The sequence below is a fragment of the Burkholderia seminalis genome, assembly GCF_001718535.1.
In the GTDB taxonomy this organism is placed as follows: Bacteria; Pseudomonadota; Gammaproteobacteria; order Burkholderiales; family Burkholderiaceae; genus Burkholderia; species Burkholderia seminalis.
On the sequence record NZ_CP013398.1, the window covers coordinates 3,142,818 to 3,168,228 of the forward strand.

Below are 25,411 nucleotides of genomic sequence, written 5' to 3' on the forward strand. Positions count from 1 at the left end.
CAGGCCGGCGCGATGCCGGCCTCAGTGGAATTCGCGGCTCGACGTGCGCAGGCCGCCGAGCAGCGGCGTCAGATCCTCGAAATGCTGCACGACGAGGTGCCGCACGTCGCTCGCGACCTGCCACACGCCGGACGCCGCGAGCAGCCGCGAATCGAGGGTTTCGCGGCGCTGCCGCGCGAGCAGCTCGGGCCGGACGATCAGGTTCACGCAGCCGGTTTCGTCCTCGAGCGTCATGAACATCACGCCTTTCGCGGTACCCGGCATCTGCCGCGCGGTCACGAGCCCGCACGCGCGCGCGAGCCGGCCGTCGGGACGGTCGTGCAGCTCGGCCGCGGACGACAGCCGCCGCGCACGCAGCGCGGGCCGCAGCAGCGCGACCGGGTGGCGGTTCAGCGTGAGGCCGGTGGTGTGATAGTCGGCGAGGATGTCGTCGGCTTCCGACGGCGCGCCGAGCGCGGGCCGCTCCGCTTCGTCGATCGGTGCGGCGGCGAGCAGGTCGCGCTCGGGCGCCGCGGCGACAGCCTGCCACAGCGCGTCGCGGCGATGGCCGGCGAGCGTCGCGAGCGCGTTCGCCGCGGCGAGCGCTTCGAGGTCGCGGCGTTCGAGCTGCGCGCGGCGCGCGAGCGTATCGACGTTGTCGATCGGGCCGGCGGCGCGCGCGGCTTCGATCCGGCGCGCGGCGGCTTCGCCAAGGCCGCGCACGAGCGACAGGCCGAGCCGCACGGCCGGCTGGCCGTGCGGCGGCAGCTGGCCGGGGAGCGCTTCGAGCGACGCCTCCCAGTTGCTTTGCGTCACGTCGATCGGCAGAACCTGCACGCCATGGCGTTTGGCATCCTGCACGAGTTGCGACGGCGGATAGAACCCCATCGGCTGACTGTTCAGCAGCGCGGCGAGAAAGATCGCCGGTTCGTGGCATTTGAGCCAGCTGCTCGCGTACGCCAGTTTCGCGAAGCTGGCGGCGTGGCTTTCGGGGAAGCCGTATTCGCCGAAGCCCTTGATCTGCTCGAAGATCTGCTCGGCGAATTCGCGTGTGTAGCCGCGCGCGAGCATGCCCTGGACGATCTTGTCGTGGTAGGGGCCGAGATCGCCCCTGCGCTTCCACGCGGCCATCGCACGACGCAGTCGATCGGCTTCGCCGGGTGTAAAACCCGCCGCAACGATCGCGATCTGCATCACCTGTTCCTGGAAGATTGGAATACCGAGCGTGCGTTCGAGCACCTCCTTGAGCGCGTCGCTCGGATAGGTAATTTCCCCTTTTTCCTCCCCCGCCTTGATCTTGCGCCGCTTGAGGTACGGATGGACGGCACCGCCCTGGATCGGCCCTGGTCGCACGATGGAGACCTCAACCACCAGATCGTAGTAATCACGCGGTCGCAAACGCGGCAGCATCGACATCTGCGCGCGCGATTCGATCTGGAACACGCCGACCGTGTCGGCACGGCAGATCATGTCGTAGGTTTCCTTATCGTCCGGCGGAATGTGTTTCAGCGTGAACGGCTCGCCGTCCTCCGCCGGCCCGCGCCATGCGGTGCGCAGGTCGAACGCCCGATGCAACGCCGACAGCATGCCGAGCGCGAGCACGTCGACCTTCATCAGCTTGAGCGATTCGAGATCGTCCTTGTCCCACTGAATCACGCGCCGCCCGTCCATCGCCGCGTTCTCGACCGGCACGAGCCGCGTGAGCTTGCCGCGGCTGATCACGAAGCCGCCCGAATGCTGCGACAGATGACGCGGAAAGTTGAGCAATCGCCCCGCCAGTTCGGCCCATGTGCGAATCAGCGGCGTTTCGGGATCGAGTCCGGTCGTCGCGAATTGCTGCAACAGGTCGCGGCTGCCGTCGAACCAGCGATGCCCCTTCGCGACGCGATCGATCAACATCGGATCGATGCCGAGTGCCTTGCCGGTTTCGCGCAGCACGCCGCGCGGACGATAGGTCGACACGGCTGCCGCGAGCGCGGCGCGATTCTCGCCGTATTTCCGATAGATATGCTGAATGACTTCTTCGCGGCGCTGATGCTCGAAATCGACGTCGATGTCGGGCGGCTCGCCGCGCTCCGCGCTGATGAAACGCTCGAACAGCATCGTGCTCTGATCGGGACTGACTTCGGTGATCTCGAGGCAATAGCAAACAACCGAGTTCGCCGCGGAACCACGCCCCTGGCACAGGATGTTCTGGCTACGTGCAAACTTGACGATGTCGTAGACAGTCAGGAAGAACGGCTCGTAACTCAGTGTCGCGATCAGCGCCAACTCGTAGTCGATCCGTTCCCGGACGTGCTCCGGCGGTTCCCCGGAATAGCGACGGCGCGCGCCTGCCCGGGTTTCCTGCTCCAGATAACTCGTCGGCGTATGACCTTCAGGCACGATCTCGTCCGGATATTCGTAGCGCAGCGAATCGAGTTCGAAATCGCACGCATCGAGCATCGCGCATGTCTCCGCGATCTCGTCCGGCGAAAACAGCTTCGCGATCCGCCCGCGCGAACGCAAATGCTGTTCCGCATTCGGCGCCAGCGCATAGCCGCATTCCGACACCGGCATCCCGACGCGAATCGCCGTCATCACGTCCTGCAATGCCTTGCACGAGCGCCGGTGCATCGTCACGTCGCCCAGCGCGACGATACGCACGCCCCGCCGCTCGCCCGCCTCGCGAATCTCGTCGCGCTGCGCGCCGTCCAGCGCACGCTGCAACTGCACGAGCCCGAGCCGCGCGCGCGCGCCGAACGTCACGCGAAACCACGCGACCTGCACATCGAGCACGTCCGCGCGTACCGGATACAGGGGTACGAGAATCGCGAAGCAGTCGGGCATCCCGCGCAAATGGGCAAACTCCGCAGGCGGCGCCGACAGCATCCGCGACGTCAGCGTGTAAGTCCCCTTCGGCGACGCCATCCGCCGCCACGAAATCAGCTCCGAAAGATTGCCGTACCCCTCGCGGTTCTGCGCGAGCAACACGAGCCCGAACGCACCGGGGCCCGGATCGTGACCGGGCGCGACGTCGTCCGGCGTGACGTCGAAGTACGAACCGATGACGAGCGGCAGCCCTTTCGCTTGCGCGGCGACATGCATGCGCGGCGCGCCGGCGAGCGAGCACTCGTCGGTGATCGCGATCCCGCGATAGCCGAGTTCCGCCGCACGCTCGACCAGTTCTTCCGCATGCGACGCGCCATGCAGAAACGAAAAGTTCGAGCGGCAGAACAACTCCGCGTAATCGGGCAACCCACTGAAATCCGCAACCATCTCCGTTCACCCGAACAAGCCGTGCAGGAACCAGCGCGGCTCGGCCTCGCTCCCCGCCCGCTCCTTGAACACCCAGTAGCACGCACCGGCTTCGTCCTGCGCGACGTGGTAATCGCGCGCGGCGAACTGACCGTCGAACCAGCCGGCCTCGATCCGCTCCACCGACGACATCATTCTCAGCGGCGTATGGAATACCGGCCGGTTCTCGCGCACCAGCAACGGCAGCGGCTCGGCGAGCAGCCACGCGGGCCTCGGCGGCACCGCCGGCGGCCCGCCGGCCGGCTTGCCCGCCTGCGCATCGAGCGGCAGCCAGCGGTTCGCGGCCTCGGGCCGGTGATCGGCGACGGGCGCCGCGCGCAGCACGTTCTCCGCGCCGAGCCGCGCGACCAGCAGTTCGAACAACCGCTCACGGGTTTCCCGCGTACCGCCCGGTTCGGGAAAAAGATCGTCGGCCGGCGGCGCGACCGACTCGACGCGCGTGGCCTTCAGGCGCACCGCGATCACCGCGGCCGGCAACTCGACGCGCGCGAGCCGCTCGCCGAGCAGCCGCATGAAGTGCGCTTCGTCGCGCACGGGTGCGGCGAACGCGAGTTCGAGCGGCGTCGGCGGCACGGCCTGGCGGCCGCGCTCGTGCTCGAGCTCGAACGTCATCGCGGCCAGCGACAGTTGCCGCGCGGCCAGCCACCCGCACAGCTGCACGACGAGCCGCCGCGCGGCGAACAGCACGGCTTCCGCGTATTCGACGCGCTCCGGCAATTCGAGCCGCACGTCGAACACGGGCGGCACCGCCATCCACGCGAGCGGCTCGACCGCGTCGCCGTACGCACGATCGAGCGCGGCCAGCAGCGCGGGGCCGCAACGACGCTGCAACCCCGCACGCGGAAGACCGCGCAGATCGGCGAGCGTGCGGCAGCCGAGGCCGTCGAACCAGCCCGCGTACGGGCGCGCATCGGGCAGCAGCACGCAGGGCAGCCGGTCGAGCGAACGGACGAGCGAAGCCGGGCGCGCAACGCGGCGCCGGAGACGCGCCCGCGCCGACGTGCGCGCGAGCAGCCACGCGCCGCGCCCGGTCGGCGCGGCGGACAGGCGCGCCGCATAACCGAGCGCCGCGAGCGTCGCGCGCACCTGGCGGCACAGCGACGGCAGGCCGCCGAACAACCGCAGGCTCGGGCCGACGTCGACGATCAGCGTGGCTTCGTCGTCGAGCGCGACGCACGGCGAGAAACGCAGCAACGCGAGCGCGACCGCGCGCAGCGCATCGGCTTCGCGCGCGGGATCGCGTTCGACGAGCTGCGTCTCGGGCGCGAGCGTGAGCACGCCGCCGCGCTTCATGCCCGCGCGCACGCCCCGCCGCTGCGCGGCCGCATCGGCGATCAGCACGACACCCTGCTCGAGCACCGCACAGCCTGCGTCGCCTGCCTCGCCGGCCGCTGCGTCAGACGGCGGCGGGACGCACACGTCGAGCGGCAGGCGCGGCAGATGGATGCCGAGCAAGACGCGCATAGCGGCTCTCCACGATGGGCGACGGCAGGTCGAGCACGAGCGGCTCGCCGCGCGCCGGGCCGCGACGCTTGACGATGTCGAGCGACACGCCGCCCGGCACCGGATACAGCGCGACGCGCAGCACGGCCGGCGACGGCTGCCGCGCGGCCGACAGCGGGCGCAGCATCACGAACAGCGTGTCGCCCGTGCGCGCGGCCGCGAGATGCAGGCGCCGCAGCGCATCGGGCCGCGCCTCCTGCCAGAGCAGCAGCGCGCCGCAGCACCCCGTCCTGAGCGCCTGCTCGGCGGCCCACAGCGCATCGGTGCGGCTGCCGGCGCGCAGCCACAGCAGCGCGTCGGCCGGCACGCCGAGACTGGCGAGCGCGGTCGCATGCGGCGATTGCGGCGGCGCGACGAGCGCGAGCGGACGCCGCGCACTGACGGTACGGGCCAGCGCGGGCGCGAGCAGCCGCATCTCGCCGCAGCCCGGCTGCGCGGCCAGCAGTTCGACGAGCCCGCCGACCGGCCAGCCGCCGCCCGGCAATTCGGCCGACAGCGGCGCGAAGCCGGTCTCGATCGTGCGCGGGCCGCCGCGCGCGAGCTGCGAGCCGCGCCAGAGCGACGGATGAAGGGATTCGGGAGAAATGGAGGATGCGAGCATGACGCCACCCACAACTGTATGGATATACAGTATATGGCAATGCGCCCGCGTCGCACAGCACCGGTGCGAAACCGGTTTTCGTCAGAGGAAAGCCGGGAGGAGGCCGGCGCGCGCGTCAGGTCATCGCACGCCGGCCGGCCCCGCCCGTCAGCCGAGCAGCAGCGCGTCGTCGTCGAGCTGCTCGTGACGCACCTTCTCGAACATCTGCAGCAGGTCCGGCACGTCGAGCCCCTTGCGCGCATCGCCCGACACGTCGAGCACGACCTGCCCCTGGTGCAGCATCACCGTGCGGTCGCCGTAGTCGAGCGCCTGCCGCATGCTGTGCGTGACCATCATCGTCGTCAGTTTGCTCTCGGCGACGATGCGCGCGGTCAGCTCCAGCACGAACGCGGCCGTCTTCGGGTCGAGCGCGGCCGTGTGCTCGTCGAGCAGCAGGATCCGCGACGGCCGCAGCGACGCCATCAGCAGGCTCACGGCCTGCCGCTGGCCGCCCGACAGCAGCCCGATCCGGTCGGTCAGCCGGTTCTCGAGGCCGAGGTTCAGGAGCCGCAGCTTGTCGCGGAACAGTTCGCGCGACGGCCGGTCGAGCGCGGCGCGAAAGCCGCGCCGCACGCCGCGCGCCATCGCGAGCGCCATGTTCTCCTCGATCGTCAGCGCCTCGCAGGTGCCGGCCATCGGATCCTGGAACACGCGCGCGACGAGATGCGCGCGGTCCCACGCGGCCTTGCGCGTCACATCCGCGCCGTCGATCGCGATGCGCCCCGCATCGACCGGCTGGTCGCCGCTGACCGCATTGAGGAAGGTCGACTTGCCGGCGCCGTTCGAGCCGATCACCGCGACGAACTGGCCGTCGGGAATCTCGAGCGACAGCCCGCGCAGCGCGCGCGTCTCGATCGGCGTGCCGGGATTGAACGTGAGTTTGAGATCGTGTGCGGACAGCATGTCATGCTCCTCCGTTCTTGCGCGCGAACAGCTTCTTGCGCGTCGCCGGCAGCACCAGCGCGAGCGTGACGAGCGCGGCCGTCACGAGGTTCAGGTCCTGCGCCTTCAAGCCGATGAATTCGCTGTTCAGCGCGAGCGCGATGAAGAAACGGTAGACGATCGCGCCAAGCACGACCGCGAGCGTCGTCAGCACGAGTCGGCGCGCGGGCAGCAGCGTCTCGCCGATGATCACGGCGGCCAGCCCGATCACGATCGTGCCGATCCCCATCGAGATGTCCGAGCCGCCCTGCGTCTGCGCGAACAGCGCGCCGGCGAGCGCGACGAGCGCGTTCGACAGCGCCATCCCGGCGAGCGTCGCGCGGCCGGTCGCGATGCCTTGCGCGCGCGCCATCCGCGGGTTCGCGCCGGTCGCGCGCATCGCGAGGCCGAGCTGCGACGAGAAGAACCAGTCGAGGCCGAGCTTCGCGACCACGACGACGATCGCGAGCAGCGCCGGGCGCAGCACGTAGTCGGGCATCCAGTCCGGCTGCAGCACGGTGAACAGCGTCGGCTCGGAGATCAGCGGCACGTTCGGGCGGCCCATGATCCGCAGGTTCACCGAGTAGAGCGCGATCATCATCAGGATGCTGGCGAGCAGATCCATGATCTTCAGGCGCACGTTCAGCCAGCCGGTGACGAAGCCGGCCAGCGCACCCGCGACGATCGCGAGCAGCGTCGACGTGAACGGGTCGTAGCCGGCCGAGATCAGCGTCGCGGCGACGGCGCCGCCCAGCGGAAAGCTGCCGTCGACGGTGAGGTCGGGGAAGTTGAGGATGCGGAACGAGATCAGCACCCCGAGGGCGACGAGGCTGAAGATCAGGCCGATCTCCAGTGCGCCCAGAAACGAGAACAGAGACATGGTGGGGAAATCCTGTTGCTTCCCGGCCGGACGTGTACGGCCGGGCGAAGCGAACGGGCGGCCCCGGGTGGGAGCCGCCCGTCCGGCGATGTCGTCGAGGCCCGGATCGGGCCGGCAAGCGCGGCGCGCGTGCCGCGGCTTACCTGATGACCGTCTTCGCTTCCTTGACGAGATCCGGCGACAGCGTGACGCCCTGCTTCGCGGCCGCGCCCGTGTTCGCGAACAGTTCGAGGTTGCTGCTCGTCTCCGACGCGATCGCGCCCGGCTTCTCGCCCTTCAGGATGCGCGCGACGACCTTGCCCGTCTGCCGGCCGAGATCGCCGTAATTGATGCCGAGCGCCGCGATGCCGCCGCGCTTCACGCTGTCGGTGTCGCCGGCGACGAGCGGGATCTTCGCTTCGTTCGCGACCTTCACGAGCGCTTCGTACGCGGACACGACGTTGTTGTCGGTATTCGTGTAGATCACGTCGACCTTGCCGACCAGGCTCTTCGCGGCCGGGCCGATGTCGACGGTACGCGGGGCGGCGGCTTCCTTCAGCGCCATCCCCTGCTTCGCGAGGATCTCCTTGAGCGCCTTCACGACGACGACCGAATTCGCCTCGCCCGGGTTGTAGACCATGCCGACCGTCTTCGCATTCGGCACGACGCGCTTGATCAGCGCAGCCTGGCGATCGAGCGGCAGCTTGTCGGACACGCCCGTCACGTTGGTGCCCGACGGGCCCCAGCCCTTCACGAGCTGCGCGGCGACCGGATCGGTGACGCCCGAATAGACGACCGGCACGCTCTTCGTCGCGGCGACGACCGCCTGCGCGGCCGGCGTCGCGATCGCGACGATCACGTCCGGCTGGTCGCCGACGAACTTGCGCGCGATCTGCGCGGCCGTGCCCGTGTTGCCCTGCGCGCTCTGGTATTCCCACTTGAGCTTGTCGTCGCCGTAACCTTCCGCCTTCAGTTCGGCGCGCACGCCGTCGCGGATCGCGTCGAGCGCCGGATGATCGACGATCGACAGCACCTTGACGGTCTGCGCATGCGCGGCGCCGGCCAGCGCGAGTGCGGCCACGCCGGCCGCGATCGAACGGATCGCGAAAGTCTTGAATCGCTTCATGGGTGAGTCTCCCCCGTATTGTGTCGGTTCTGGATGATGGATTCCCGCCGCCGTCGGGCGGGCGCCGCCGCGCGTACGACACGCCGGCGATCGGCCCGCGCACGCTCCGGGAAAGCGTGCAGCGGCGAACGCACGAGCATACCATTTCCTCAGACCACCGCCTGACTGAACGCTTTCGCCAGGCACGCCGAATCGCGGCACGCGCCGGAGCCCGAAAATGCGCGCGAAGCCCGGCCGGCGGCGGTGCCGGCCGGTGTCGGCCAACGCGTCAGCCGCGCGCGCGGCTTTACGTTATGCTGTCGGCCGACCCAATCCACGCCATCGGAGGGCAGATGAAACGGGGGATCCGAACCATCGCATGCGTGGCCGTCGCGCTGGCGCTGCCCGGTACCGCATGCGCGCTGACCGACGGCAGCGCGCAATACGACGACTGCATGCTCAATGCGCTGCGCGAAAGCCGCAACGGCGCGGCGGCGCAGCTGATCCAGCGCTCGTGCGACGCGCTGTACCGCAACAACGCGATGCTGCTGCCGCGCGAGCGGCGCTTTCACGAGTGCGTCGTGCAGTCGCTGCCGGGCGTGCGCGACAACTACGCGATCCAGCAGATCATGTCGATCTGCTCGCGGCGCGGCGAGATGTGAACGGGCGCCGCGCGCCGGACGCCCATGAAAAAAGGGCCTGCGCGATGCAGGCCCTTTTCGTTCAGCGGTCCGACCGGTGTGCGGCGCTCAGAACGACGCGACCATCGAGCCCTTGAACTGCTTCTTGATGAATTCCCGCACTTCCTGCGACTGGTACGCCTTGACCAGCTTCTTCACCCACGGCTGATCCTTGTCCTTCGCGCGCACGGCGATCAGGTTCGCGTACGGGCTCGTCAGCGATTCGAGCGCGATCGCGTCCTTGGTCGGCTGCAGGTTCGCGGCCAGCGCGTAGTTCGTGTTGATCACGGCGGCATCGACGTCCGACAGCACGCGCGGCAGTTGCGCGGCGTCGAGTTCGGAGATCTTCAGCTTCTTCGGGTTCTCGGCGATGTCGAGCACCGTCGCGTTGTTGCCGCCCGTGCCGGCGCCCGCCTTCAGCTTGATCACGCCTTGCGTCTGCAGCAGCAGCAGCGCGCGGTTCTCGTTCGACGGATCGTTCGGCACCGCGAGCTTCGCGCCTTGCGGCAGGTCCTTCAGCGACTTGTACTTCTTCGAGTACACGCCGATCGGCGAGATGTAGGTCAGGCCCGCGCTGACGATCTTGTAGCCGCGCTGCTTCACCTGGCTGTCGAGGTAGGGCTGGTGCTGGAAGCTGTTCGCGTCGAGGTCGCCCGCGTCGAGCGCCGCGTTCGGCTGCACGTAGTCGTTGAACTCGATGACCTTCACGTTCAGGCCTTCCTTCTCCTTCGCGACCTTCTGCACGACTTGCCACACTTCCGCATCCGGGCCGGCGACCGTGCCGACCTTGATCACCTTGTCGTCGGCGCGCGCGCCTGCCGACAGCGTCAGCGCGGCACCGGTGGCCAGTACGGAAAATACCTTCAGGAGACTGCGACGCTTCATCTGTTTCTCGCTTTCTTGCTTGCTAAAAAATGGGGCGCGATACGGGTAAGCCCCGACTCGCAGGAAGGGGCAAATGGTGTCACAGGATCGGCGGGAAGTGAAATACATCCCGCTCATATGGGTATGCACCGGTACAGTGCTGGCGGCAGGTGCGGGGCTCGGCCGTTAGTTGCGTTCATGACGCATCGCACGTCGGCCGGCACGCTTTACCTCATCGCCGTCTCGCCGGCCGTGTTCGCCCCGAACGCCGGCTCGGCCGCCCGCTCGCCGGCCCGGCGCGGCGCCCGCCCGCCGGCGTCGCCGACCCGGAACGCGCCGACCGCGTCGCGCAGCCGCGCGGCCTGTTCCTGCAGCGACGCGGCAGCCGCAGCGGCTTCCTCGACGAGCGCCGCGTTCTGCTGCGTCACCTGGTCCATCTGCGTGACCGCGCGGCCGACCTGCGTGATGCCGCTCGCCTGCTCCTCGGACGCGGCCGCGATCTCGCCCATGATGTCGGTCACGCGCGCGACGGCCTGCAGGATCTCGCCCATCGTCGTGCCAGCCTGGCCGACCAGCGTCGAGCCGTTGCGTACGCGCTCGACCGAGTCGACGATCAGTTCGCGGATTTCCTTCGCGGCCGTCGCGCTGCGCTGCGCGAGCGAACGCACTTCGCCCGCGACCACCGCGAAACCACGCCCCTGCTCGCCCGCGCGCGCGGCCTCGACCGCCGCGTTCAGCGCGAGGATGTTGGTCTGGAACGCGATGCCCTCGATCACGCCGATGATGTCGGCGATCTTGCGCGAGCTGTCGTCGATCTCGCCCATCGTGCCGATCACGCGGCTCACGACATCGCTCCCGGTGCGCGCGATGTCCGACGCGTTGTTCGCGAGCCCGCTCGCCTGCCGCGCGTTGTCGGCGTTCTGCTTCACCGTCGCGGTGAGCTGCTCCATGCTCGCGGCCGTTTCCTCGAGCGACGCGGCCTGCTCCTCGGTGCGCTGCGACAGGTCGTCGTTGCCGGCCGAGATCTGGCGACTCGCCGACGCGATCGACTCCGCCGACTGGCGGATCCCGCCGAGCGTCGCCTGCAGCCGCGCCTGCATGTCGTGCATCGCGGCCATCATGCTGGTGCGGTCGCCCGCGCGCACCGGTACCGGCTGCGTCAGGTCGCCCCGCGCGATGCGCGCCGCGAGCGCGGCCGCTTCGTCGGGCTCGCCGCCCAGGCTGCCGCGCACGTTGCGAATGATCACCAGCATCGCCGCGCTGATCACGAAGCCGATCACGAGCACCACCGCGAGGTGGCCCAGCAGCGTCCGGTAATAGAGGGTGTCGATGTCCTTCAGGAACACCCCGCTCGAGATGTTCCAGTCCCACGGCGCGAACCGCGTGACGTAGCTGATCTTCGGCACGGCCGTCTCGCTGTGCGGCAGCCGCCCGCGATATTCGGCGAAGCCGCTGCCGGTCGCCTTCGCGGCGTTCAGGATCGTCACGAACAGCGGCTTGCCGTCCGGATCGAGATAGTCGCCGACCTGCGTGCCGACGAGCTTCGGCAGCGTCGGATGCATCAGCACGACCGGCTTCGAGTCCATCACGAACACGTAGCCCGAATCGCCGTAGCGCATCGCGGCGAGGCTCGCGAGCGCGTCGCGCTTCGCGTCGGCCTCGGGCAGCGTGCCGCTCTGCGCGAGCGCGTGATACGCGTTCACGATGCCGGCCGCCGAGTCGACGAGATTCGCGATGCCCGCCTTGCGTTCGTCCAGCATCGTCGCGCGCGTCTCGTACGCGCTCCATGCGCCGACGCCCAGCAGACCGACCCATACCAGCGCAAGCGCGAGCCACAGCTTGCGGTTCAAACTCATTCTGCTCATCTGCGTGCCTTTGTCGATGTCGATGCGCCGATGCGCGCGAACGGCCTGTCCCGCGCAAACGGTTGCTCCTTCAATTACGGCAACGAGGCTTACAACTTGAATACGCGCCGGCGCTCGGCGGGCAGCGCCGGCGCGACAGCCCGCATCCGCTGTGCTACAAAGACCGCCTGACCGGCGCGCAACGCGCCGGCACCATTCCAGGGCCATCCATGTACGTCATCGACATCCACTACACCGCGTCGCTCGAACGCATCGACGACGCGCTCGAACGCCATCGCGCGTATCTGCAGCCGCAATTCGACAAGGGCATCTTCATCGCGGCGGGACCGAAGGTGCCGCGCGAAGGCGGCATGATCCTCGCGGCCCGCATCGATCGCGACGCACTCGACGCGATCCTCGAGACCGATCCGTTCGTCACCGAGGGGCTCGCCACCTATCGCGTGACCGAATTCCGGATCACGCGTGCCGCGTCCGGCTTCAACGTGCCGGCGCTGCCGTAACGCGCGCGCCGCCCGGCGCTCAGCGCAGGCGGACAGCGGGGAAAGAGGAAAAGCGTGACGGCGCGGGACGGCCGTCACGTGATCGCCGGGCAGGACGCCCGGCGGCGGCCGGTCAGTCGACCAGCAGCTTCAGGTCGTGGACCCACGGGCCGGGGCCCTGGCCGTCGCGCACGAACAGGCGCAGCTTGCCGTCGCGGTCGAACACGTAGCTCGCGGCCGTGTGATCCATCGTGTAGCTGCCGGGCGTCTTGCCGGGCACCTTCGCGTAGTACACGCGGAAATCCTTCGTCACCTTCTTCAGCGCCGCTTCGTCGGCCGGCCGCAGGCCGATGAACGACGGATCGAACGCGGGCACGTACTGGCCGAGCAGCGCCGGCGTGTCGCGTTCCGGGTCGACGGTGACGAACAGCACCTGCACGCGCTTCGCGGCATCGGGCCCGAGCTGCTTCAATGCTTCGGACAGCTCGGCCATCGTCGTCGGGCACACGTCCGGGCAATGCGTATAGCCGAAGAACATCACGACGGCCTTGCCCTTGAAATCGGCGAGCGTGCGCACCTTGCCGGCCGTATCGGGCAGCGAGAAATCACTGCCGAACTGCGTGTTGCCGGTGATGTCGAGATTCTGGAATTTCGGCGCGTTGTCGCATCCGGCGAGCAGCAGCGCCGCCGCGAATGCGCACGCGAACATCCAGCCTTGGCGCGCGCGGCGCCCGAACCTTGATTGGAGCATTGCGTTCAACCGTGCGGTTACACGCCGAGCAGCGGGCGTGCGTAGTGATCGACGAGCAGCGCGGCGAACAGCAGCGACAGGTAGACGATCGAGTAGCGGAAGGCCTTGCGGGCGAGTTCGTCCGAATAGTCGCGATGGATCTTCCACGCATACGCGAGGAACACCGCGCCGAGCAGCACCGCGCTCGTCAGGTAGACGGCCCCGCTCATCCCGGAGATGAACGGCATCAGCGTGACCGCGAACAGGATCACCGTATACAGCAGGATGTGCAGCCGCGTGAACTTCTCGCCGTGCGTGACCGGCAGCATCGGCAGCCCCGCGTTCTCGTAATCCTTGCGGCGATAGAGCGCGAGCACCCAGAAATGCGGCGGCGTCCACACGAAGATGATCAGCACGAGGATCCACGCGTCGCCCGGCACCGCGCCGGTGACGGCGGCCCAGCCGAGCGCCGGCGGCATCGCGCCCGACGCGCCGCCGATCACGATGTTCTGCGGCGTCATCGGCTTGAGCAGCAGCGTGTAGATCACCGCGTAGCCGACGAACGTCGCGATCGTCAGCCACATCGTCAGCGGGTTCGTGAACGTATAGAGCGTCCATGCGCCGACGCTGCCGAGCACGGCCGAGAACAGCAGGATCTGCGGCGTCGTGATCTCGCCGCGCGCGGACGGGCGCCACGCGGTACGGCGCATCATCGCGTCGATCTTCTGTTCGACAAGGCAGTTGATCGCGAACGCGGCACCGGCCAGCAGCCAGATGCCGATCGTGCCGCCGATCAGCACATGCCACGGCACCATGCCCGGCGTCGCGAGGAACATGCCGATCACCGCGCAGAACACCGCGAGCTGCGTGACACGCGGCTTCGTCAGCGCCATGTACTGGGAAAAGCGGCTACCGGGCGATTGGGAGAGGGTGCTTTGCATGGGGACGGTCACGCCGGGGCGGCGTCGCGCGCAGGCTGCGCGACACGGCCGGGGCGGCTTGAAAGGATGCGAAAGTTTAACATGACGACGAGCAGCAGCAGGATCGCGGCCCCGCCGTTGTGCGCGACGGCGACCGGCAGCGGCCACTGCAGCACGATGTTGGTCAGGCCCGTCACGAACTGCAGCAGCACGACCAGCAGCACGCCGTTCGCGGGCCGCCGCAGCGACTCGAAGCGGCGCATCTTCAGCGCGAACGCGACCAGGTACGCGACCACGACGAACGCGAACGTGCGGTGCGTCCAGTGGATCGCGACCAGCGCGTCCTGCGTGATCGCCTCGCCGTCCTTCGTCATCCCGAGCGCGCGCCACAGGTGGAAGCCATGCTGGAAGTCCATCGGCGGGATCCACTGGCCGTTGCAGGTCGGGAAGTCGGTGCAGGCAAGCACCGCGTAGTTGGTGCTCACCCAGCCGCCGAGCGCGATCTGCACGACCAGCAGCACGAGCGCCGCGAGCGCGGCCGCGCGGTAGCGTCCGGCCTCGGGGTCATACGACGGCAGCGGCGTCTGCCGCGCCGCGAGCCAGCCGAGCGTGCCGAGCAGCGTGAGGCCGAGCAGCAGGTGGATCGTGACGATCACCGGCTGCAGCTTCATCGTGACCGTCCACGCGCCGAACGCGCCCTGCACGAGGATCAGCAGCAGCAGGCTCGTCGGCCACCACGGCGACACGTGCAGCGGGCGGCGGCGCAGCCGCGCGGCCCACGCGATCACGACCTGCGCGATGATCAGCACGCCGATCGCCATCGCGAAATAGCGGTGGATCATCTCGATCCACGCCTTCGTCATGCTGACGGGGCCCGTCGGCATCGCCTGGTGCGCGGCCGTGATCGCGGCGTGCGCGATGAACGGCGACGACGTGCCGTAACAGCCGGGCCAGTCGGGGCAGCCGAGCCCCGAATCGGTCAGCCGCGTGAAGCCGCCGAACATCACGAGGTCGAGCGTCAGGAAGGTGGTGATCCACACGAGCTTGCGGAACTTGTCGTCGTCGGCCTTCACCCACACGTACGACAGCGGCAGCAGCGCGATGCACAAGCCGATCAGGCCGAGTTGCAGTAGATACGACATCGGAATGGTGCCTCGTTCTCTTGCCTTAACCGATGCTCGACCACTTCAGCAGCTTCGTCACGTCCGACTTGATCTTGCTGGGATTCGGGTCCTTCGGGAAACGCATCATCAGGTTGCCGTTCGGGTCGACCAGGTAAATGTGGTCGCTGTCCTTCGTGCCGGCATCGGCCGGCAGCCATGCGGCCACCGCGGCCGGATCGGCGACGAGCCGGCGCGTGTCGGGGTACGCGTCGAGCACCTTCTGCGGCATCGCGCCCGCGTCGCTGCGCAGCCACACCATCGTGATCCGGTGCCGCTCGCCCGCCTGCGTGACGCGGATCTGGCGCATGAAATAGAGCTTCTGCGCGCACGCATCGTCGCACGCGCTGCGGTCGGTCATCACGAACAGCCACACGCCGCGCAGCGACGCCAGCGGCACGGTCTTGCCGGTTTCGTCGGTCACCTGCAGACCGGCCGGGATCGGACGCTGCGGCTCGATCAGCGTGCCGTAGTTCGTCGACCCGCCCTTCGGCTTGATCACGTAATAGGTGAAGTACGACGCGATCATCGGCGCGGCGCACACGAGACCCAGCAGCACGAGCATCCAGCGGCCGCGCTTGCGGGCCGCCGGCGAGATCGGCGCGGCGGCCGGACCCTGACGGGAAGATTGCATGGACAAATCAGACCTCTCGAAACGAACCCGCGGCGCCGGCGCCGCGTCCTGGGATGGCGCTCATGCGCCGGCCGACTTCTTCGCCGCACGCCGCGCGGCGTACAGGCCGAAGCCGAGCGCGGCCGCCGCCATCGCCCACCACTGAAACATGTAACCGTAATTGCGCTCGACGCCGGTCGTCGCCGCCGGCCAGTCGCGCACGAGTTTGTCGCCGTCGTCGCTCGTCTGCTGGATCACGAACGGCTGCAGCGGCAGCCCCGTTTCCTTCGCATACTCGGCGACGTCCAGGTTCTGCCGGATCTTCTGGTGCGCGGCCGACCCGCCCTCGCCGAGCTCGAACGCACGCGATGCGTCGGCACGCGCGATACCGACGATCTCGACGTCGCCCGCCGGCGTCGCGAACGGCTCGATCGCGGTGCGATCGGCGATATTGCGCGGCAGCCAGCCGCGGTTCACGAGCACGACGCCGCCGCCCGTGAGTTTAAACGGCATCACGACGTAAAAACCCGGCTGATCGTTATACGGCCGATTGTCGAGAAACACCGCCTGCTCGGGCAGGAAACGGCCCCTGGCCCGCACGCGATGGAACTCGATCGACGCGAGCGGCATCGGCTGCGCGCCGACGTCGACGGGCGCCGCCTGCTCGTAGCGCGCGATGCTCGCCTGCAGCGCTTCCTTCTGGTGCGCGCGGTCGCGCTGCCAGAAACCGAGCCGGATCGTCACGGCGACGACGACGAGGATCAGGAGCGCGGGCAGCCAGCGGATCTTCATCATGCGGCCCGCCCGGCACATGCGCGAAAGCGAAGTGCGATAATTATCCCCTTCCTTTCGAATGGCCGTCGTCCGGTTCGTGTCATGCACATCCTCGTTCCCATCGCCTTCGTCCTCATCATTGCCAGCATGGGCTCGGCGCTCTACTTCATGATGCACGACCGCGGCCACACGAAACGCATGGTCTGGTCGCTCGCCACCCGTGTCGGGCTGTCGGTGTCGCTGTTCCTGCTCATCCTGATCGCGAACTGGATGGGCTGGATCCATTCGACCGGCCTGCCGATCGGGCGTTGATGCCGTTGCCGCGGCGGCCGCTGTGACATTTCGCCGCACGGTCGCGCCACCAAGCAAAAGCGCCGCCTGACTGAGTCGCGGCGGCGCCAGGGTGGTGTCGGCAGGCAGCGGCGCTACCGGTCGGCACCAATGAAAACGGCCCGCGCATTGCTGCGCGGGCCGTTTTTCCATTTACAGCCAGTAGACGACGACGTACAGGCCGAGCCAGACGACGTCGACGAAGTGCCAGTACCACGCGGCGCCTTCGAATGCGAAGTGATGATCGGGCTTGAAGTGGCCGCGAATCATCCGCACCAGCACCACCGCGAGCATCGTGCCGCCGAGGAACACGTGGAAACCGTGGAAGCCCGTCAGCAGGAAGAACGTCGAGCCGTACACGCCGGAGTTCAGCGTCAGGTTCAGTTCGTTGTACGCGTGGTAGTACTCGAAGCCCTGCAGGAACAGGAAGCAGATACCGAACACGAGCGTCGCGGCCAGCCATGCGATCGCCTTCTTGCGATGATCGTCACGCAGCGCATGGTGCGAGATCGTCAGCGTCACGCCCGACGACAGCAGGAATGCGGTGTTCAGCGTCGGGATCGGCCACGGGCCCATCGTCTTGAAGTGCCCGGCGAGCGCGGCGGGGCCTTCGTTCGGCCACACGGCGGAGAAGTCCGGCCAGATCAGCTTGTAGTCGAGGCTGCCGAGCTGGTGCAGCGCGATTTCACGCGCATAGAACAGCGCGCCAAAGAACGCGCCGAAGAACATCACTTCCGAGAAGATGAACCAGCTCATGCTCCAGCGGTACGACTTGTCGACGTTCTTGCCGTAATGACCGCCTTCCGATTCGGCGATCGCGTCGCCGAACCAGTGATACAGCGTGAAGAGCAACCACAGCAGGCCGAGCAGCGCCGTAAACGGCGCCCAGTCGTGACCGTTGATCCACAGCGCTACCGAGCCGAGCATGACCAGCAGGCCGATGGCCGCGCTGATCGGATGCTGCGACGGATGCGGCACGAAATAGTACGGGGTCTGGTTTTGACCGCTCATGCTTGATTCTCCACTTCAGTCCAATTTGTGTACCGGAAACCGCTCCGGCTTTATTTCTTGCGCGGCGCGACTGCCACCGCTCTTTCCCGCACGCCGCGCCGTGACGCCGCGCACTGCATTCTTTCGTGGCCGCGGGCCTCAGCCCACGACGGCACGCACGATCAGGATCAGCACGCCGATGAACACGCCGGCCGCGAGCAACGCGACGATCAGCACGTGCAGCGGATTCAGCTGCGTCGCATCGGCCTCCAGGTCGCGCCGCTTGCGCACGCCGAAGAACGACCACAGCACGGCTTTCAGCGCCTGGCCGAACGACCCGCCCCGCTTGACCTCCGTCATCGCCCCGCCTCCGTCGTCATGCGTCCGGCTTCGCCGTGCCCTGCGCCGCGGTACTGCGCTGCGCCGGTGCCGGCGTGGCCGGGGTATTCAGTTCGAAGAACGTGTACGACAGCGTGATCGTCTTCACGTCCTTCGGCAGTTTCGGATCGATCACGAACACCACCGGCATCTTGCGCGACTCGTTCGCGGCCAGCGTCTGCTGCGTAAAGCAAAAGCACTCGATCTTCTTGAAGAACTCCGTCGCCTGCTTCGGCGCGTAGCTCGGAATCGCCTGCGCCACGACCGGCCGGCCCTGCCCGTTCGTCACGTCGTACACGATCGTCATCAGTTCGCCCGGATGCACGTCGAGGCTGTTGTGCTCCGGCTTGAAACCGAGCGGCCCGCGCGCGTTCGCATCGAACTCGACCGACACCGTGCGGCTGTAGTCGACCTGCGAGTTCTTCACCTCGCGCTCGCTGACGTCGCGCTGCACCAGGTTGTTGATGCCGGTGATCTGGCAGATCGCCCGATACATCGGGATCAGCGCGAAGCCGAAACCGAACATCAGTCCGGCCACGACGAAGAGCTTCACCAGCATCGAACGATTGAACGCGCGATCGACGGCGCCCTCTTCCGGCTTCGACATACGACGACTTCCTCGCTACTGCGTCAGTTGCTGCATCAGTGAGTGGACAGCCACCACTGCTTGATCACGACACCCACAAAGAAAACGGCGGCGATGACGAGCAGGGTGAGGCCGAGCCGCTTGTTGCCCGCGCGAATCTGCTCGGGCGTTCGTCTTTCTTGTGGATTCCGGTTCATCTGAAACTTCGCTGAAACCTCAATGCGGCGCCCGCCGCGCCTGCCATCAAGGCAGGCAGCGGCCGGGCGCACCATGAAACTTACTCGACGTGCGGCGGTTGCTCGAACGTGTGGAACGGAGCCGGGCTCGGCACCGTCCACTCGAGGCCCGTCGCGCCGTCCCACGGCTTGTCCGACGCCTTTTCCAGCTCGCCGCCGCCACGGTAGGCCGGCAGCGCGACCGCGAACAGGAAGTACACCTGCGCGAGGCCGAAGCCGAATGCGCCGATCGTCGCCACCTGGTTGAAGTCCGTGAACTGCGCCGGGTAGTCCGCATAACGACGCGGCATGCCGGCCAGACCGACGAAGTGCATCGGGAAGAACGTCAGGTTGAAGAAGATCATCGACGCCCAGAAGTGGATCTTGCCGCGCGTCTCGTTGTACATCCAGCCCGTCCACTTCGGCGCCCAGTAGTACCAGCCCGAGAACAGCGCGAACAGCGAGCCGGCCACCAGCACGTAGTGGAAGTGCGCCACCACGAAGTAGGTGCCGTGATACTGGATGTCGAGCGGCGCCATCGCGAGCATCAGGCCCGTCAGGCCGCCGAACGTGAACACGAACAGGAAGCCGATCGCGAACAGCATCGGGGTTTCGAACGTCATCGAGCCGCGCCACATCGTCGCGAGCCAGTTGAACACCTTCACGCCCGTCGGCACGGCGATCAGCATCGTCGCGTACATGAAGAACAACTGGCCGGTGACCGGCATGCCCGTCGCGAACATGTGGTGCGCCCAGACCATGAACGACAGGATCGCGATCGATGCCGTCGCGTACACCATCGAGCTATAGCCGAACAGCGTCTTGCGCGCGAACGCCGGGATCACCTGCGATACGATCCCGAACGCCGGCAGAATCATGATGTACACCTCGGGGTGGCCGAAAAACCAGAAGATGTGCTGGTACATCACCGGGTCGCCGCCGCCTGCCGCGTTGAAGAACGACGTGCCGAAGTGGCGGTCGAACAGCACCATCGTGATCGCGCCTGCCAGAACCGGCATCACCGCGATCAGCAGGTACGCCGTGATCAGCCACGTCCATGCGAACATCGGCATCTTCATCAGCGTCATGCCCGGTGCGCGCATGTTCAGGATCGTCACGACGATGTTGATCCCGCCCATGATCGACGACGCGCCCATGATGTGGACCGCGAAGATCGCGAAGTCCATGCCCGGGCCCATCTGCGTCGACAGCGGTGCGTACAGCGTCCAGCCGGCAGCCGTCGCGCCGCCCGGCGCGAAGAACGAACCGACCAGCAGCACGGCCGCGACCGGCAGCAGCCAGAAGCTGAAGTTGTTCATCCGCGCGAACGCCATGTCGGATGCGCCGATCTGCAGCGGAATCATCCAGTTCGCGAAGCCGACGAACGCCGGCATGATCGCGCCGAACACCATGATCAGGCCGTGCATCGTCGTGAGTTCGTTGAAGAACTCCGGACGCATGATCTGCAGGCCCGGCTCGAACAGCTCGGCACGGATGCCGAGCGCCATCACGCCGCCCGACAGGAACATGATGAACGAGAACAGCAGGTACAGCGTACCGATGTCCTTGTGGTTGGTGGCGAACAGCCAGCGACGCCAGCCGTGCGGCATTTCGTGCGCGTGGTCGTCGTGCGCGTGGTCCGCGGCTACGTCGTGCCCGATGCTAGACATGAGAATCTCCTAATGCGAATACGTCGACTAACTCAGCGACACGTCAAGCCGCCGGGCCGATCTCGACACGCCGGGCTTCCTTAGCGTCAGCCCCGCCCGTGATCGTTTCCGGCTTTTTCATGATGATGTGGTCTTCCGCCACGCCTGCTGCCTTCAGCGCGTCGCGCACGGCCTGTGCACGATGCTTCGCCAGTTCGGCGTTCGCGTCGGCCGAGCCCGTCTTGTCGGTGAAACCCGACAGCGCGAGCTTCGCGTCCGGATGTGCCTTCGCATAGTCGGCCGCGGCGGCGATCGCCGCTTTCGCGTCGGCCGGCAGCACGCTCTTGCCCGTTTCGAAGTAGATCGTCGACAGCGCGGCCGATGCCGCCGGCTGCTCGGCGGCGCCCGACGCGGCTTGCGCCGGTGCCGATGCCGCTTCCGCCGGTGCCGCTGCCGCGCCTGCCGCGTCTTCCGGCATCTTGCCGTTGCGCGCGTCGGCCACTTGCTTCGGCTGCAGCAGGTCGTTCTTGTGGTTGCCCCACGAGTTGCGTTCGTACGTGATGACCGACGCGATGTCGAGGTCCGACAGCGACGCCCACGACGGCATCGCGCCCTTGCCGTGCAGCACGCGCTCGACGTGGCCGGCGATCGGGCCGTTCACGATCGGGCTGCCGTCCATCGCCGGGAACGCGCCGAGGCCCTTGCCGCTCACCTGGTGGCAGGCCGCGCAGTTCGCCTTGTAGACTTCCTCGCCGTGCGCGACGAGTTCAGCCATCGTGTAGACCTTGTTCGGATCGACCGACGCGCTGGCCAGCTTGGCCTTCTGCGCCGTGACCCACTTCGCGTAGTCGTCTTCCGACAGCACTTCGACGACGACCGGCATGTACGCGTGTTCCTTGCCGCACAGCTCGGTACAGAAACCGCGGAACGTGCCGACCTTGTCGGCCTTGAACCACGTGTCGCGCACGAAGCCGGGGATCGCATCCTGCTTCACGCCGAACGCGGGCACGTACCACGAGTGGACGACGTCGTTCGCGGTCGTGATGATGCGGATCTTCTTGTTGACCGGCACGACGAGCGGGTTGTCGACTTCCTGCAGATAGGTGTCGGTGATCGGCTTCTTGCCCATCACTTCGTCGCGCGGGGTGGTCAGCGTCGACAGGAAGCCGATGCCCTCGCCCGGGCCCTTCACGTAGTCGTAGCCCCACTTCCACTGGTAGCCGGTGACCTTGATCGTGAGATCGGCGTTCGTCGTGTCCTTCATCGCGACGACGGCCTTCGTCGCCGGCAGCGCCATCAGCACGACGATGACGAACGGCACGATCGTCCAGATGATCTCGACGGTCGTGCTTTCATGGAAATTGGCGGCCTTGTGGCCTTTGGATTTGCGGTGCGCGAAGATCGAATAGAACATCACGCCGAACACGCCGACGAAGATCACCGTACACAGGATCAGCATCATCGTGTGGAGATCGTAGAGCTCCTCGGCGATTTTCGTGACCGGCGGCTGAAAGTTGATCTCGTTGACGCGGGGGCCGCCCGGGCTATCACCGACCGCCAGGGCGGCACCGGCAAAGAGCAATCCGCTGCATGCCAGCACGCCCGTGAGGGCTCGCTTGATTGTTTTCATAGCATCCTTACCCAAAATTTCCATTCAAACCCTCCCCCGTCGCAAGCCGCCGGCCCGTATCGGCCGGTGCCCGCGCCTCGTCAGCCGCAGCGCCTGAGCGACACGCGCAGTTCGTCGGCGAACTGCGCACGCTTGTACTGCGCGAGATGCTGCCCGATCACGACGGTCTGCCCGCGCGATACCAGTCGAATCGGATCGCGTGGCGTCGCACCCGGCTCGACCCGCACCCAGCGCGGGTTGAATTCGATCTGCGTGAGCCGCTCCGCATCCATCCGCTCGATCACGAGCCGATGCGGAAACAGCCTGATGCGCTCGTAATCGACCGCATGACGAGCATGGATCGCAAATGCGACACCCACTGCCAGCAACTCGATTCCGGTAAAGGGCATGACGAGCCAGGCCCCTCTCCACATCAGCAACGACGCGATCACCAGCGAGAAGCCCGCGAGCGACGCATAAAACAGCACGAACTGGCGTGGCGACACCGAACAGTTGCGTTTGATCAGCCAGTCTTCGAGGACCGGCTCGCCGTTCGTCGTCTCCGCCAAAACCCTCGCTGCTTCCATCGCCGCCTCACGCGAATGGCATGCGATGCATGCCTGCATCGGACTCGTCGCCCCGTATTGCGGGGACCCCGGGACGACAAGCTGACGCATTATAGGCGGGTTCAATGGCATCCACAAGCAAGCGCCTATCGCCCGCCAAGCCAAGCGCGACAAGCTTTTCGGCCATTTTTCGCGCCAATTCGACCCCGCTTTGCGCCGCTAATTTCAGACATAACAAAACCCCTCTTTACCGCTTTACCGATTCTTCGGACGCCCCTTGCCGATATCCTCGATGCGCACGATCCCGTGCCCCTCGGCGGTCGTGCGCGGGACGGCCTTCCATGCGTGGCCGTAGATCACCTCGAAGGTCAGCGGAATCGTGCCGTCCTCGCGCCGGCGCGCCGCCAGCGCATCGCCGAGCGCCGCGCGAAAGCGCCGCGTCGCGTGCCGCGGCGCCGTGCGCTCGAACGGATAGGCGCCCCAGCGGCGCACGTCGGCCAGCAGGGAATCGGGGGATTTGTAGGTGACGGTCAGCACTTCCTGATCCATCACGGGAATCTCGAAGCCGCTCTCGACGAGCATGTCGCCGAGGTCGTGCATGTCGACGAAATCGATCACGCGCGCGGCGGGCGGCGCCATGCCCAGCGCCGCTTCGGCGTCCGCGCAGGCCGCCCGCAGCTCGCGCAGCGTGTCGGGCCCGAGCGTGCTGAACATCAGCAGGCCGTTCACGCGCAGCACGCGCTGCCATTCGGGCAGCACCGCGTCGGGACGCGAATGCCAGTGGAGAGCGAGATTCGACCAGATCAGGTCGAACGCGCCGCCCGGGAACGGCAGCGCGGCGAAATCGGCCTGCGCGACGCGCGGCCCGCGCTGGCCCAGCGCGCGGCCGAGCGACGCCGGCAGCCAGCGGCGCCAGTTGGTTTGTTCGACCTCGCGCTGACCGGCCCGCGCGAGCATCGCGCCGGACAGGTCGACGCCGAACACGGGCGCTTCCGGAAAGCGCGCGCGCAGCGCCGGCAGATCGTCGCCCGGGCCGCAGCCGGCATCGAGCACGGCCGTGGGGCTCACCTTGATGTATTCGAGACGCTCGTTCATCCGCTGCGCGATCTCGCGCGGCAGGAACGCGACCGCGTCGAAGGTGGCGGCACGGCGGTCGAAGATCCGCCGCAGGCGCCTGGCGTCATTGGCCGGACGGCCGGTTGGAGTCGAAGCTGGGGACATGTCGGGCACACTGGCGAAGAGCCCGAAGTATACTCGCTCGCCCCGGAAGCTTCATTGAGACGGGGTGGCAGGAGTGTTGCGATGACCTGCAGTTCCGCCGGACGCACGATGCGCGTCGTTTTGTCGCAGGTTCGCATGCTGGCGGCGAAAGTCGCCGCGGTCGCGCTGCCGAATCGCTGCGCGCTGTGCGGCAATTTGTCACACGCCGTGATCTGCGACGCTTGCGACGCCGCGTACTGGAATGAAGCGCGATTGCGCTGCGACGCCTGCGCGCTGCCGCTGGGTGTCGGGCAGCCGCGTTCGCGCGACGGCCGCCGCACCGGTGCCGGCCACCCGGCCGCGTATCGATGCGATGCGTGCCGCACTGCCCCGCCGCCGTTCGACGCGACGCTCGCGCTCGCGGATTACCGCGCGCCGCTCGACGGGCTGGCACGCGGCCTGAAGTTTCACGCGCGGCTCGCACTCGGCGCCGAATTCGCGGCGCGGCTCGCGCGGCTGGTCGACGATACGTGCGGCGCGGGCCGTTTCGACCGGGTCGCGCCGGTGCCGCTGTCGCACCGGCGGCTCGTCGCGCGCGGCTACAACCAGGCGTGGGCGATCGCACGTCCGCTCGCGCGCCGGCTCGGCGTGCGCGCGGATGCGGCGCTGCTCGCGCGCGTCGCCCACACCGCGCCGCAGTCGCGGCTCGACCGGCAGGCGCGGCGCGACAACGTAATGGCGGCGTTCGTGGTGGCCGGTGACGTCGCCGGCCGCCACATCGCGCTCGTCGACGACGTGATGACGTCCGGCGCGACGCTCGCGGCCGCCGCGCACGCGCTGAAGGCGGCGGGCGCCGCGCGCGTGACGAATCTGGTTGCGCTGCGCACCGCCAGGGATTAATTAGATAGAGAGGCCGGCCACGCCTGCGTGGCCGCGGCCGCCACGAACCGGCCGGCCGGGAACGCGCACGTTGCGCGGCCCCGGCCGGCCCAGCCAAACCGAAACATGTTCAACGTCGTCCTCGTCGCTCCCGAAATTCCGCCGAACACCGGCAACGTGATCCGCCTGTGCGCCAATACGGGCGCGCACCTGCACCTGATCGAGCCGCTCGGCTTCCCGCTCGACGACGCACGGATGCGCCGCGCCGGCCTCGACTATCACGAGTATGCGCAGATGCGCGTGCACCGCGACTGGGATGCGTTCGTCGCATCCGAAGCACCCGATCCCGCGCGGATGTTCGCGTTCACGACCCGCGGCTCGGGCCGCTTCCACGATCACGCGTTCCTGCCGGGCGACTGGTTCGTGTTCGGCTCGGAGACCCGCGGCCTGCCCGCCGAGCTGCTCGAGCGCTTTCCGGACGAACAGCGCGTCCGCCTGCCGATGCGGCCGGACAACCGCAGCCTGAACCTGTCCAACACGGTCGCGGTGGTCGTGTTCGAGGCGTGGCGCCAGGCCGGCTTCGAAGGCGGCGCCTGACCCACCGGGCACGCCACCCGCGG

Annotated in this window: 26 protein-coding genes; 5 read left to right on the forward strand and 21 right to left on the reverse strand. The window is 67.8% G+C overall.

From position 1 onward, the window contains the following. Positions 1-21 precede the first annotated feature (21 nt). The 6 genes from WJ12_RS14215 to WJ12_RS14240 all read right to left on the reverse strand — a co-directional run bounded on the left by WJ12_RS14215 (position 22) and on the right by WJ12_RS14240 (position 8,325). Positions 22-3,237: an error-prone DNA polymerase gene (locus WJ12_RS14215; protein ID WP_059558753.1), complete on the reverse strand. Its 3,216-nt coding sequence runs from the start codon at positions 3,235-3,237 to the stop codon at positions 22-24. A 6-nt stretch (positions 3,238-3,243) separates the two neighbouring features. Further along, on the reverse strand, positions 3,244-4,740 hold the full coding sequence (locus WJ12_RS14220) for a Y-family DNA polymerase (protein ID WP_059558756.1): 1,497 nt from the start codon (positions 4,738-4,740) through the stop codon (positions 3,244-3,246). Beyond that, positions 4,673-5,380 carry a translesion DNA synthesis-associated protein ImuA gene (gene imuA, locus WJ12_RS14225; protein WP_034189243.1) on the reverse strand — a complete coding sequence of 236 codons (708 nt, stop codon included), beginning with the start codon at positions 5,378-5,380 and terminating at the stop codon, positions 4,673-4,675. The genes WJ12_RS14220 and imuA overlap by 68 nt, the downstream gene beginning before the upstream one ends. 147 nt (positions 5,381-5,527) lie before the next feature. Then, entirely contained in the window at positions 5,528-6,322 is a 795-nt protein-coding gene (locus WJ12_RS14230; protein WP_059558759.1) for an ABC transporter ATP-binding protein, read from the reverse strand. Between the two features lies 1 nt (position 6,323). Further along, positions 6,324-7,220 carry an ABC transporter permease gene (locus WJ12_RS14235; protein WP_059558762.1) on the reverse strand — a complete coding sequence of 299 codons (897 nt, stop codon included), beginning with the start codon at positions 7,218-7,220 and terminating at the stop codon, positions 6,324-6,326. A gap of 139 nt (positions 7,221-7,359) precedes the next feature. Then, positions 7,360-8,325, reverse strand: a complete 966-nt coding sequence (locus WJ12_RS14240; protein WP_069245708.1) for an ABC transporter substrate-binding protein — start codon at positions 8,323-8,325, stop codon at positions 7,360-7,362. A 332-nt stretch (positions 8,326-8,657) separates the two neighbouring features. On the opposite strand from WJ12_RS14240, the gene WJ12_RS14245 reads away from it, so the two are divergent. Further along, positions 8,658-8,966 (forward strand): VF_A0006 family four-cysteine protein, encoded by a 309-nt coding sequence (locus WJ12_RS14245; RefSeq protein WP_034189239.1) that lies wholly within the window; start codon positions 8,658-8,660, stop codon positions 8,964-8,966. 87 nt (positions 8,967-9,053) lie between these two features. Here WJ12_RS14245 and WJ12_RS14250 read toward each other — a convergent pair whose 3' ends face one another. Both WJ12_RS14250 and WJ12_RS14255 read right to left on the reverse strand, forming a co-directional pair. Next, the gene (locus WJ12_RS14250) at positions 9,054-9,869 is read right to left on the reverse strand and encodes a MetQ/NlpA family ABC transporter substrate-binding protein (protein WP_034189238.1); all 816 of its coding nucleotides are present in this window, start codon (positions 9,867-9,869) and stop codon (positions 9,054-9,056) included. A 206-nt stretch (positions 9,870-10,075) separates the two neighbouring features. Then, entirely contained in the window at positions 10,076-11,713 is a 1,638-nt protein-coding gene (locus tag WJ12_RS14255; protein ID WP_069245709.1) for a methyl-accepting chemotaxis protein, read from the reverse strand. A gap of 209 nt (positions 11,714-11,922) precedes the next feature. On the opposite strand from WJ12_RS14255, the gene WJ12_RS14260 reads away from it, so the two are divergent. Beyond that, positions 11,923-12,213, forward strand: coding sequence for a YciI family protein (locus WJ12_RS14260; RefSeq protein ID WP_034189236.1), 291 nt, complete (start codon positions 11,923-11,925; stop codon positions 12,211-12,213). A gap of 112 nt (positions 12,214-12,325) precedes the next feature. Here WJ12_RS14260 and WJ12_RS14265 read toward each other — a convergent pair whose 3' ends face one another. Genes WJ12_RS14265 through WJ12_RS14285 form a run of 5 tightly spaced genes read right to left on the reverse strand, consistent with a single transcriptional unit; the run spans position 12,326 to position 16,407 of the window. Next, the gene (locus tag WJ12_RS14265; RefSeq protein WP_049030543.1) at positions 12,326-12,943 is read right to left on the reverse strand and encodes an SCO family protein; all 618 of its coding nucleotides are present in this window, start codon (positions 12,941-12,943) and stop codon (positions 12,326-12,328) included. A gap of 17 nt (positions 12,944-12,960) precedes the next feature. Beyond that, positions 12,961-13,863 (reverse strand): heme o synthase, encoded by a 903-nt coding sequence (cyoE, locus tag WJ12_RS14270; protein WP_034189234.1) that lies wholly within the window; start codon positions 13,861-13,863, stop codon positions 12,961-12,963. 8 nt (positions 13,864-13,871) lie between these two features. Next, a complete protein-coding gene (locus WJ12_RS14275) occupies positions 13,872-14,984 on the reverse strand; it encodes a COX15/CtaA family protein (RefSeq protein WP_034189233.1) in 1,113 nt (370 codons plus the stop codon). 25 nt (positions 14,985-15,009) lie between these two features. Then, the gene (locus WJ12_RS14280) at positions 15,010-15,636 is read right to left on the reverse strand and encodes an SCO family protein (RefSeq protein ID WP_034189232.1); all 627 of its coding nucleotides are present in this window, start codon (positions 15,634-15,636) and stop codon (positions 15,010-15,012) included. Positions 15,637-15,696: 60 nt separating this feature from the next. Continuing rightward, positions 15,697-16,407, reverse strand: a complete 711-nt coding sequence (locus WJ12_RS14285; protein WP_034189298.1) for an SURF1 family protein — start codon at positions 16,405-16,407, stop codon at positions 15,697-15,699. Between the two features lie 84 nt (positions 16,408-16,491). Here WJ12_RS14285 and WJ12_RS14290 point away from each other — a divergent pair, with 84 nt between their 5' ends. Then, positions 16,492-16,701, forward strand: a complete 210-nt coding sequence (locus WJ12_RS14290) for a twin transmembrane helix small protein (RefSeq protein ID WP_011353273.1) — start codon at positions 16,492-16,494, stop codon at positions 16,699-16,701. A 171-nt stretch (positions 16,702-16,872) separates the two neighbouring features. On the opposite strand, the gene WJ12_RS14295 is transcribed toward WJ12_RS14290, so the two are convergent. The 8 genes from WJ12_RS14295 to WJ12_RS14330 form a co-directional block, all read right to left on the reverse strand. After that, entirely contained in the window at positions 16,873-17,730 is an 858-nt protein-coding gene (locus tag WJ12_RS14295) for a cytochrome c oxidase subunit 3 (protein ID WP_027785504.1), read from the reverse strand. A gap of 138 nt (positions 17,731-17,868) precedes the next feature. Beyond that, positions 17,869-18,069, reverse strand: a complete 201-nt coding sequence (locus WJ12_RS14300; protein ID WP_021163748.1) for a DUF2970 domain-containing protein — start codon at positions 18,067-18,069, stop codon at positions 17,869-17,871. Positions 18,070-18,085: 16 nt separating this feature from the next. Continuing rightward, positions 18,086-18,694, reverse strand: coding sequence for a cytochrome c oxidase assembly protein (locus tag WJ12_RS14305; protein WP_034189231.1), 609 nt, complete (start codon positions 18,692-18,694; stop codon positions 18,086-18,088). 35 nt (positions 18,695-18,729) lie between these two features. Next, positions 18,730-18,870 carry a cytochrome oxidase small assembly protein gene (locus WJ12_RS14310; RefSeq protein ID WP_006752059.1) on the reverse strand — a complete coding sequence of 47 codons (141 nt, stop codon included), beginning with the start codon at positions 18,868-18,870 and terminating at the stop codon, positions 18,730-18,732. Between the two features lie 80 nt (positions 18,871-18,950). Continuing rightward, positions 18,951-20,558, reverse strand: a complete 1,608-nt coding sequence (gene ctaD / locus WJ12_RS14315; protein WP_021163746.1) for a cytochrome c oxidase subunit I — start codon at positions 20,556-20,558, stop codon at positions 18,951-18,953. A 43-nt stretch (positions 20,559-20,601) separates the two neighbouring features. Next, entirely contained in the window at positions 20,602-22,191 is a 1,590-nt protein-coding gene (gene coxB, locus WJ12_RS14320) for a cytochrome c oxidase subunit II (protein ID WP_059558770.1), read from the reverse strand. 56 nt (positions 22,192-22,247) lie between these two features. Further along, a complete protein-coding gene (locus WJ12_RS14325) occupies positions 22,248-22,772 on the reverse strand; it encodes a DUF2244 domain-containing protein (protein ID WP_049030539.1) in 525 nt (174 codons plus the stop codon). Between the two features lie 195 nt (positions 22,773-22,967). Then, the gene (locus WJ12_RS14330) at positions 22,968-23,933 is read right to left on the reverse strand and encodes a methyltransferase domain-containing protein (protein WP_034189228.1); all 966 of its coding nucleotides are present in this window, start codon (positions 23,931-23,933) and stop codon (positions 22,968-22,970) included. Positions 23,934-24,014: 81 nt separating this feature from the next. Between WJ12_RS14330 and WJ12_RS14335 the strand changes: the two genes are divergently transcribed. After that, entirely contained in the window at positions 24,015-24,812 is a 798-nt protein-coding gene (locus WJ12_RS14335; protein WP_059558771.1) for a ComF family protein, read from the forward strand. Positions 24,813-24,917: 105 nt separating this feature from the next. Continuing rightward, entirely contained in the window at positions 24,918-25,388 is a 471-nt protein-coding gene (trmL, locus tag WJ12_RS14340) for a tRNA (uridine(34)/cytosine(34)/5-carboxymethylaminomethyluridine(34)-2'-O)-methyltransferase TrmL (protein WP_034189226.1), read from the forward strand. Positions 25,389-25,411: the final 23 nt, after the last annotated feature.

What these genes read in the sequence shown, in the direction of transcription:
- WJ12_RS14255 (WP_069245709.1), bottom strand. Translation starts at nt 11,713, where the DNA reads ATGAGCAGAATGAGTTTGAACCGCAAGCTGTGGCTCGCGCTTGCGCTG.
- WJ12_RS14290 (WP_011353273.1), top strand. Translation starts at nt 16,492, where the DNA reads ATGCACATCCTCGTTCCCATCGCCTTCGTCCTCATCATTGCCAGCATG.
- WJ12_RS14300 (WP_021163748.1), bottom strand. Translation starts at nt 18,069, where the DNA reads ATGACGGAGGTCAAGCGGGGCGGGTCGTTCGGCCAGGCGCTGAAAGCC.
- cyoE (WP_034189234.1), bottom strand. Translation starts at nt 13,863, where the DNA reads ATGCAAAGCACCCTCTCCCAATCGCCCGGTAGCCGCTTTTCCCAGTAC.
- WJ12_RS14240 (WP_069245708.1), bottom strand. Translation starts at nt 8,325, where the DNA reads ATGAAGCGATTCAAGACTTTCGCGATCCGTTCGATCGCGGCCGGCGTG.
- coxB (WP_059558770.1), bottom strand. Translation starts at nt 22,191, where the DNA reads ATGGAAATTTTGGGTAAGGATGCTATGAAAACAATCAAGCGAGCCCTC.
- WJ12_RS14280 (WP_034189232.1), bottom strand. Translation starts at nt 15,636, where the DNA reads ATGCAATCTTCCCGTCAGGGTCCGGCCGCCGCGCCGATCTCGCCGGCG.
- WJ12_RS14215 (WP_059558753.1), bottom strand. Translation starts at nt 3,237, where the DNA reads ATGGTTGCGGATTTCAGTGGGTTGCCCGATTACGCGGAGTTGTTCTGC.
- WJ12_RS14250 (WP_034189238.1), bottom strand. Translation starts at nt 9,869, where the DNA reads ATGAAGCGTCGCAGTCTCCTGAAGGTATTTTCCGTACTGGCCACCGGT.
- WJ12_RS14265 (WP_049030543.1), bottom strand. Translation starts at nt 12,943, where the DNA reads ATGCTCCAATCAAGGTTCGGGCGCCGCGCGCGCCAAGGCTGGATGTTC.
- WJ12_RS14245 (WP_034189239.1), top strand. Translation starts at nt 8,658, where the DNA reads ATGAAACGGGGGATCCGAACCATCGCATGCGTGGCCGTCGCGCTGGCG.
- imuA (WP_034189243.1), bottom strand. Translation starts at nt 5,380, where the DNA reads ATGCTCGCATCCTCCATTTCTCCCGAATCCCTTCATCCGTCGCTCTGG.
- WJ12_RS14230 (WP_059558759.1), bottom strand. Translation starts at nt 6,322, where the DNA reads ATGCTGTCCGCACACGATCTCAAACTCACGTTCAATCCCGGCACGCCG.
- trmL (WP_034189226.1), top strand. Translation starts at nt 24,918, where the DNA reads ATGTTCAACGTCGTCCTCGTCGCTCCCGAAATTCCGCCGAACACCGGC.
- WJ12_RS14330 (WP_034189228.1), bottom strand. Translation starts at nt 23,933, where the DNA reads ATGTCCCCAGCTTCGACTCCAACCGGCCGTCCGGCCAATGACGCCAGG.
- ctaD (WP_021163746.1), bottom strand. Translation starts at nt 20,558, where the DNA reads ATGTCTAGCATCGGGCACGACGTAGCCGCGGACCACGCGCACGACGAC.
- WJ12_RS14310 (WP_006752059.1), bottom strand. Translation starts at nt 18,870, where the DNA reads ATGAACCGGAATCCACAAGAAAGACGAACGCCCGAGCAGATTCGCGCG.
- WJ12_RS14235 (WP_059558762.1), bottom strand. Translation starts at nt 7,220, where the DNA reads ATGTCTCTGTTCTCGTTTCTGGGCGCACTGGAGATCGGCCTGATCTTC.
- WJ12_RS14295 (WP_027785504.1), bottom strand. Translation starts at nt 17,730, where the DNA reads ATGAGCGGTCAAAACCAGACCCCGTACTATTTCGTGCCGCATCCGTCG.
- WJ12_RS14220 (WP_059558756.1), bottom strand. Translation starts at nt 4,740, where the DNA reads ATGCGCGTCTTGCTCGGCATCCATCTGCCGCGCCTGCCGCTCGACGTG.
- WJ12_RS14260 (WP_034189236.1), top strand. Translation starts at nt 11,923, where the DNA reads ATGTACGTCATCGACATCCACTACACCGCGTCGCTCGAACGCATCGAC.
- WJ12_RS14335 (WP_059558771.1), top strand. Translation starts at nt 24,015, where the DNA reads ATGACCTGCAGTTCCGCCGGACGCACGATGCGCGTCGTTTTGTCGCAG.
- WJ12_RS14275 (WP_034189233.1), bottom strand. Translation starts at nt 14,984, where the DNA reads ATGTCGTATCTACTGCAACTCGGCCTGATCGGCTTGTGCATCGCGCTG.
- WJ12_RS14285 (WP_034189298.1), bottom strand. Translation starts at nt 16,407, where the DNA reads ATGAAGATCCGCTGGCTGCCCGCGCTCCTGATCCTCGTCGTCGTCGCC.
- WJ12_RS14325 (WP_049030539.1), bottom strand. Translation starts at nt 22,772, where the DNA reads ATGCAGGCATGCATCGCATGCCATTCGCGTGAGGCGGCGATGGAAGCA.
- WJ12_RS14305 (WP_034189231.1), bottom strand. Translation starts at nt 18,694, where the DNA reads ATGTCGAAGCCGGAAGAGGGCGCCGTCGATCGCGCGTTCAATCGTTCG.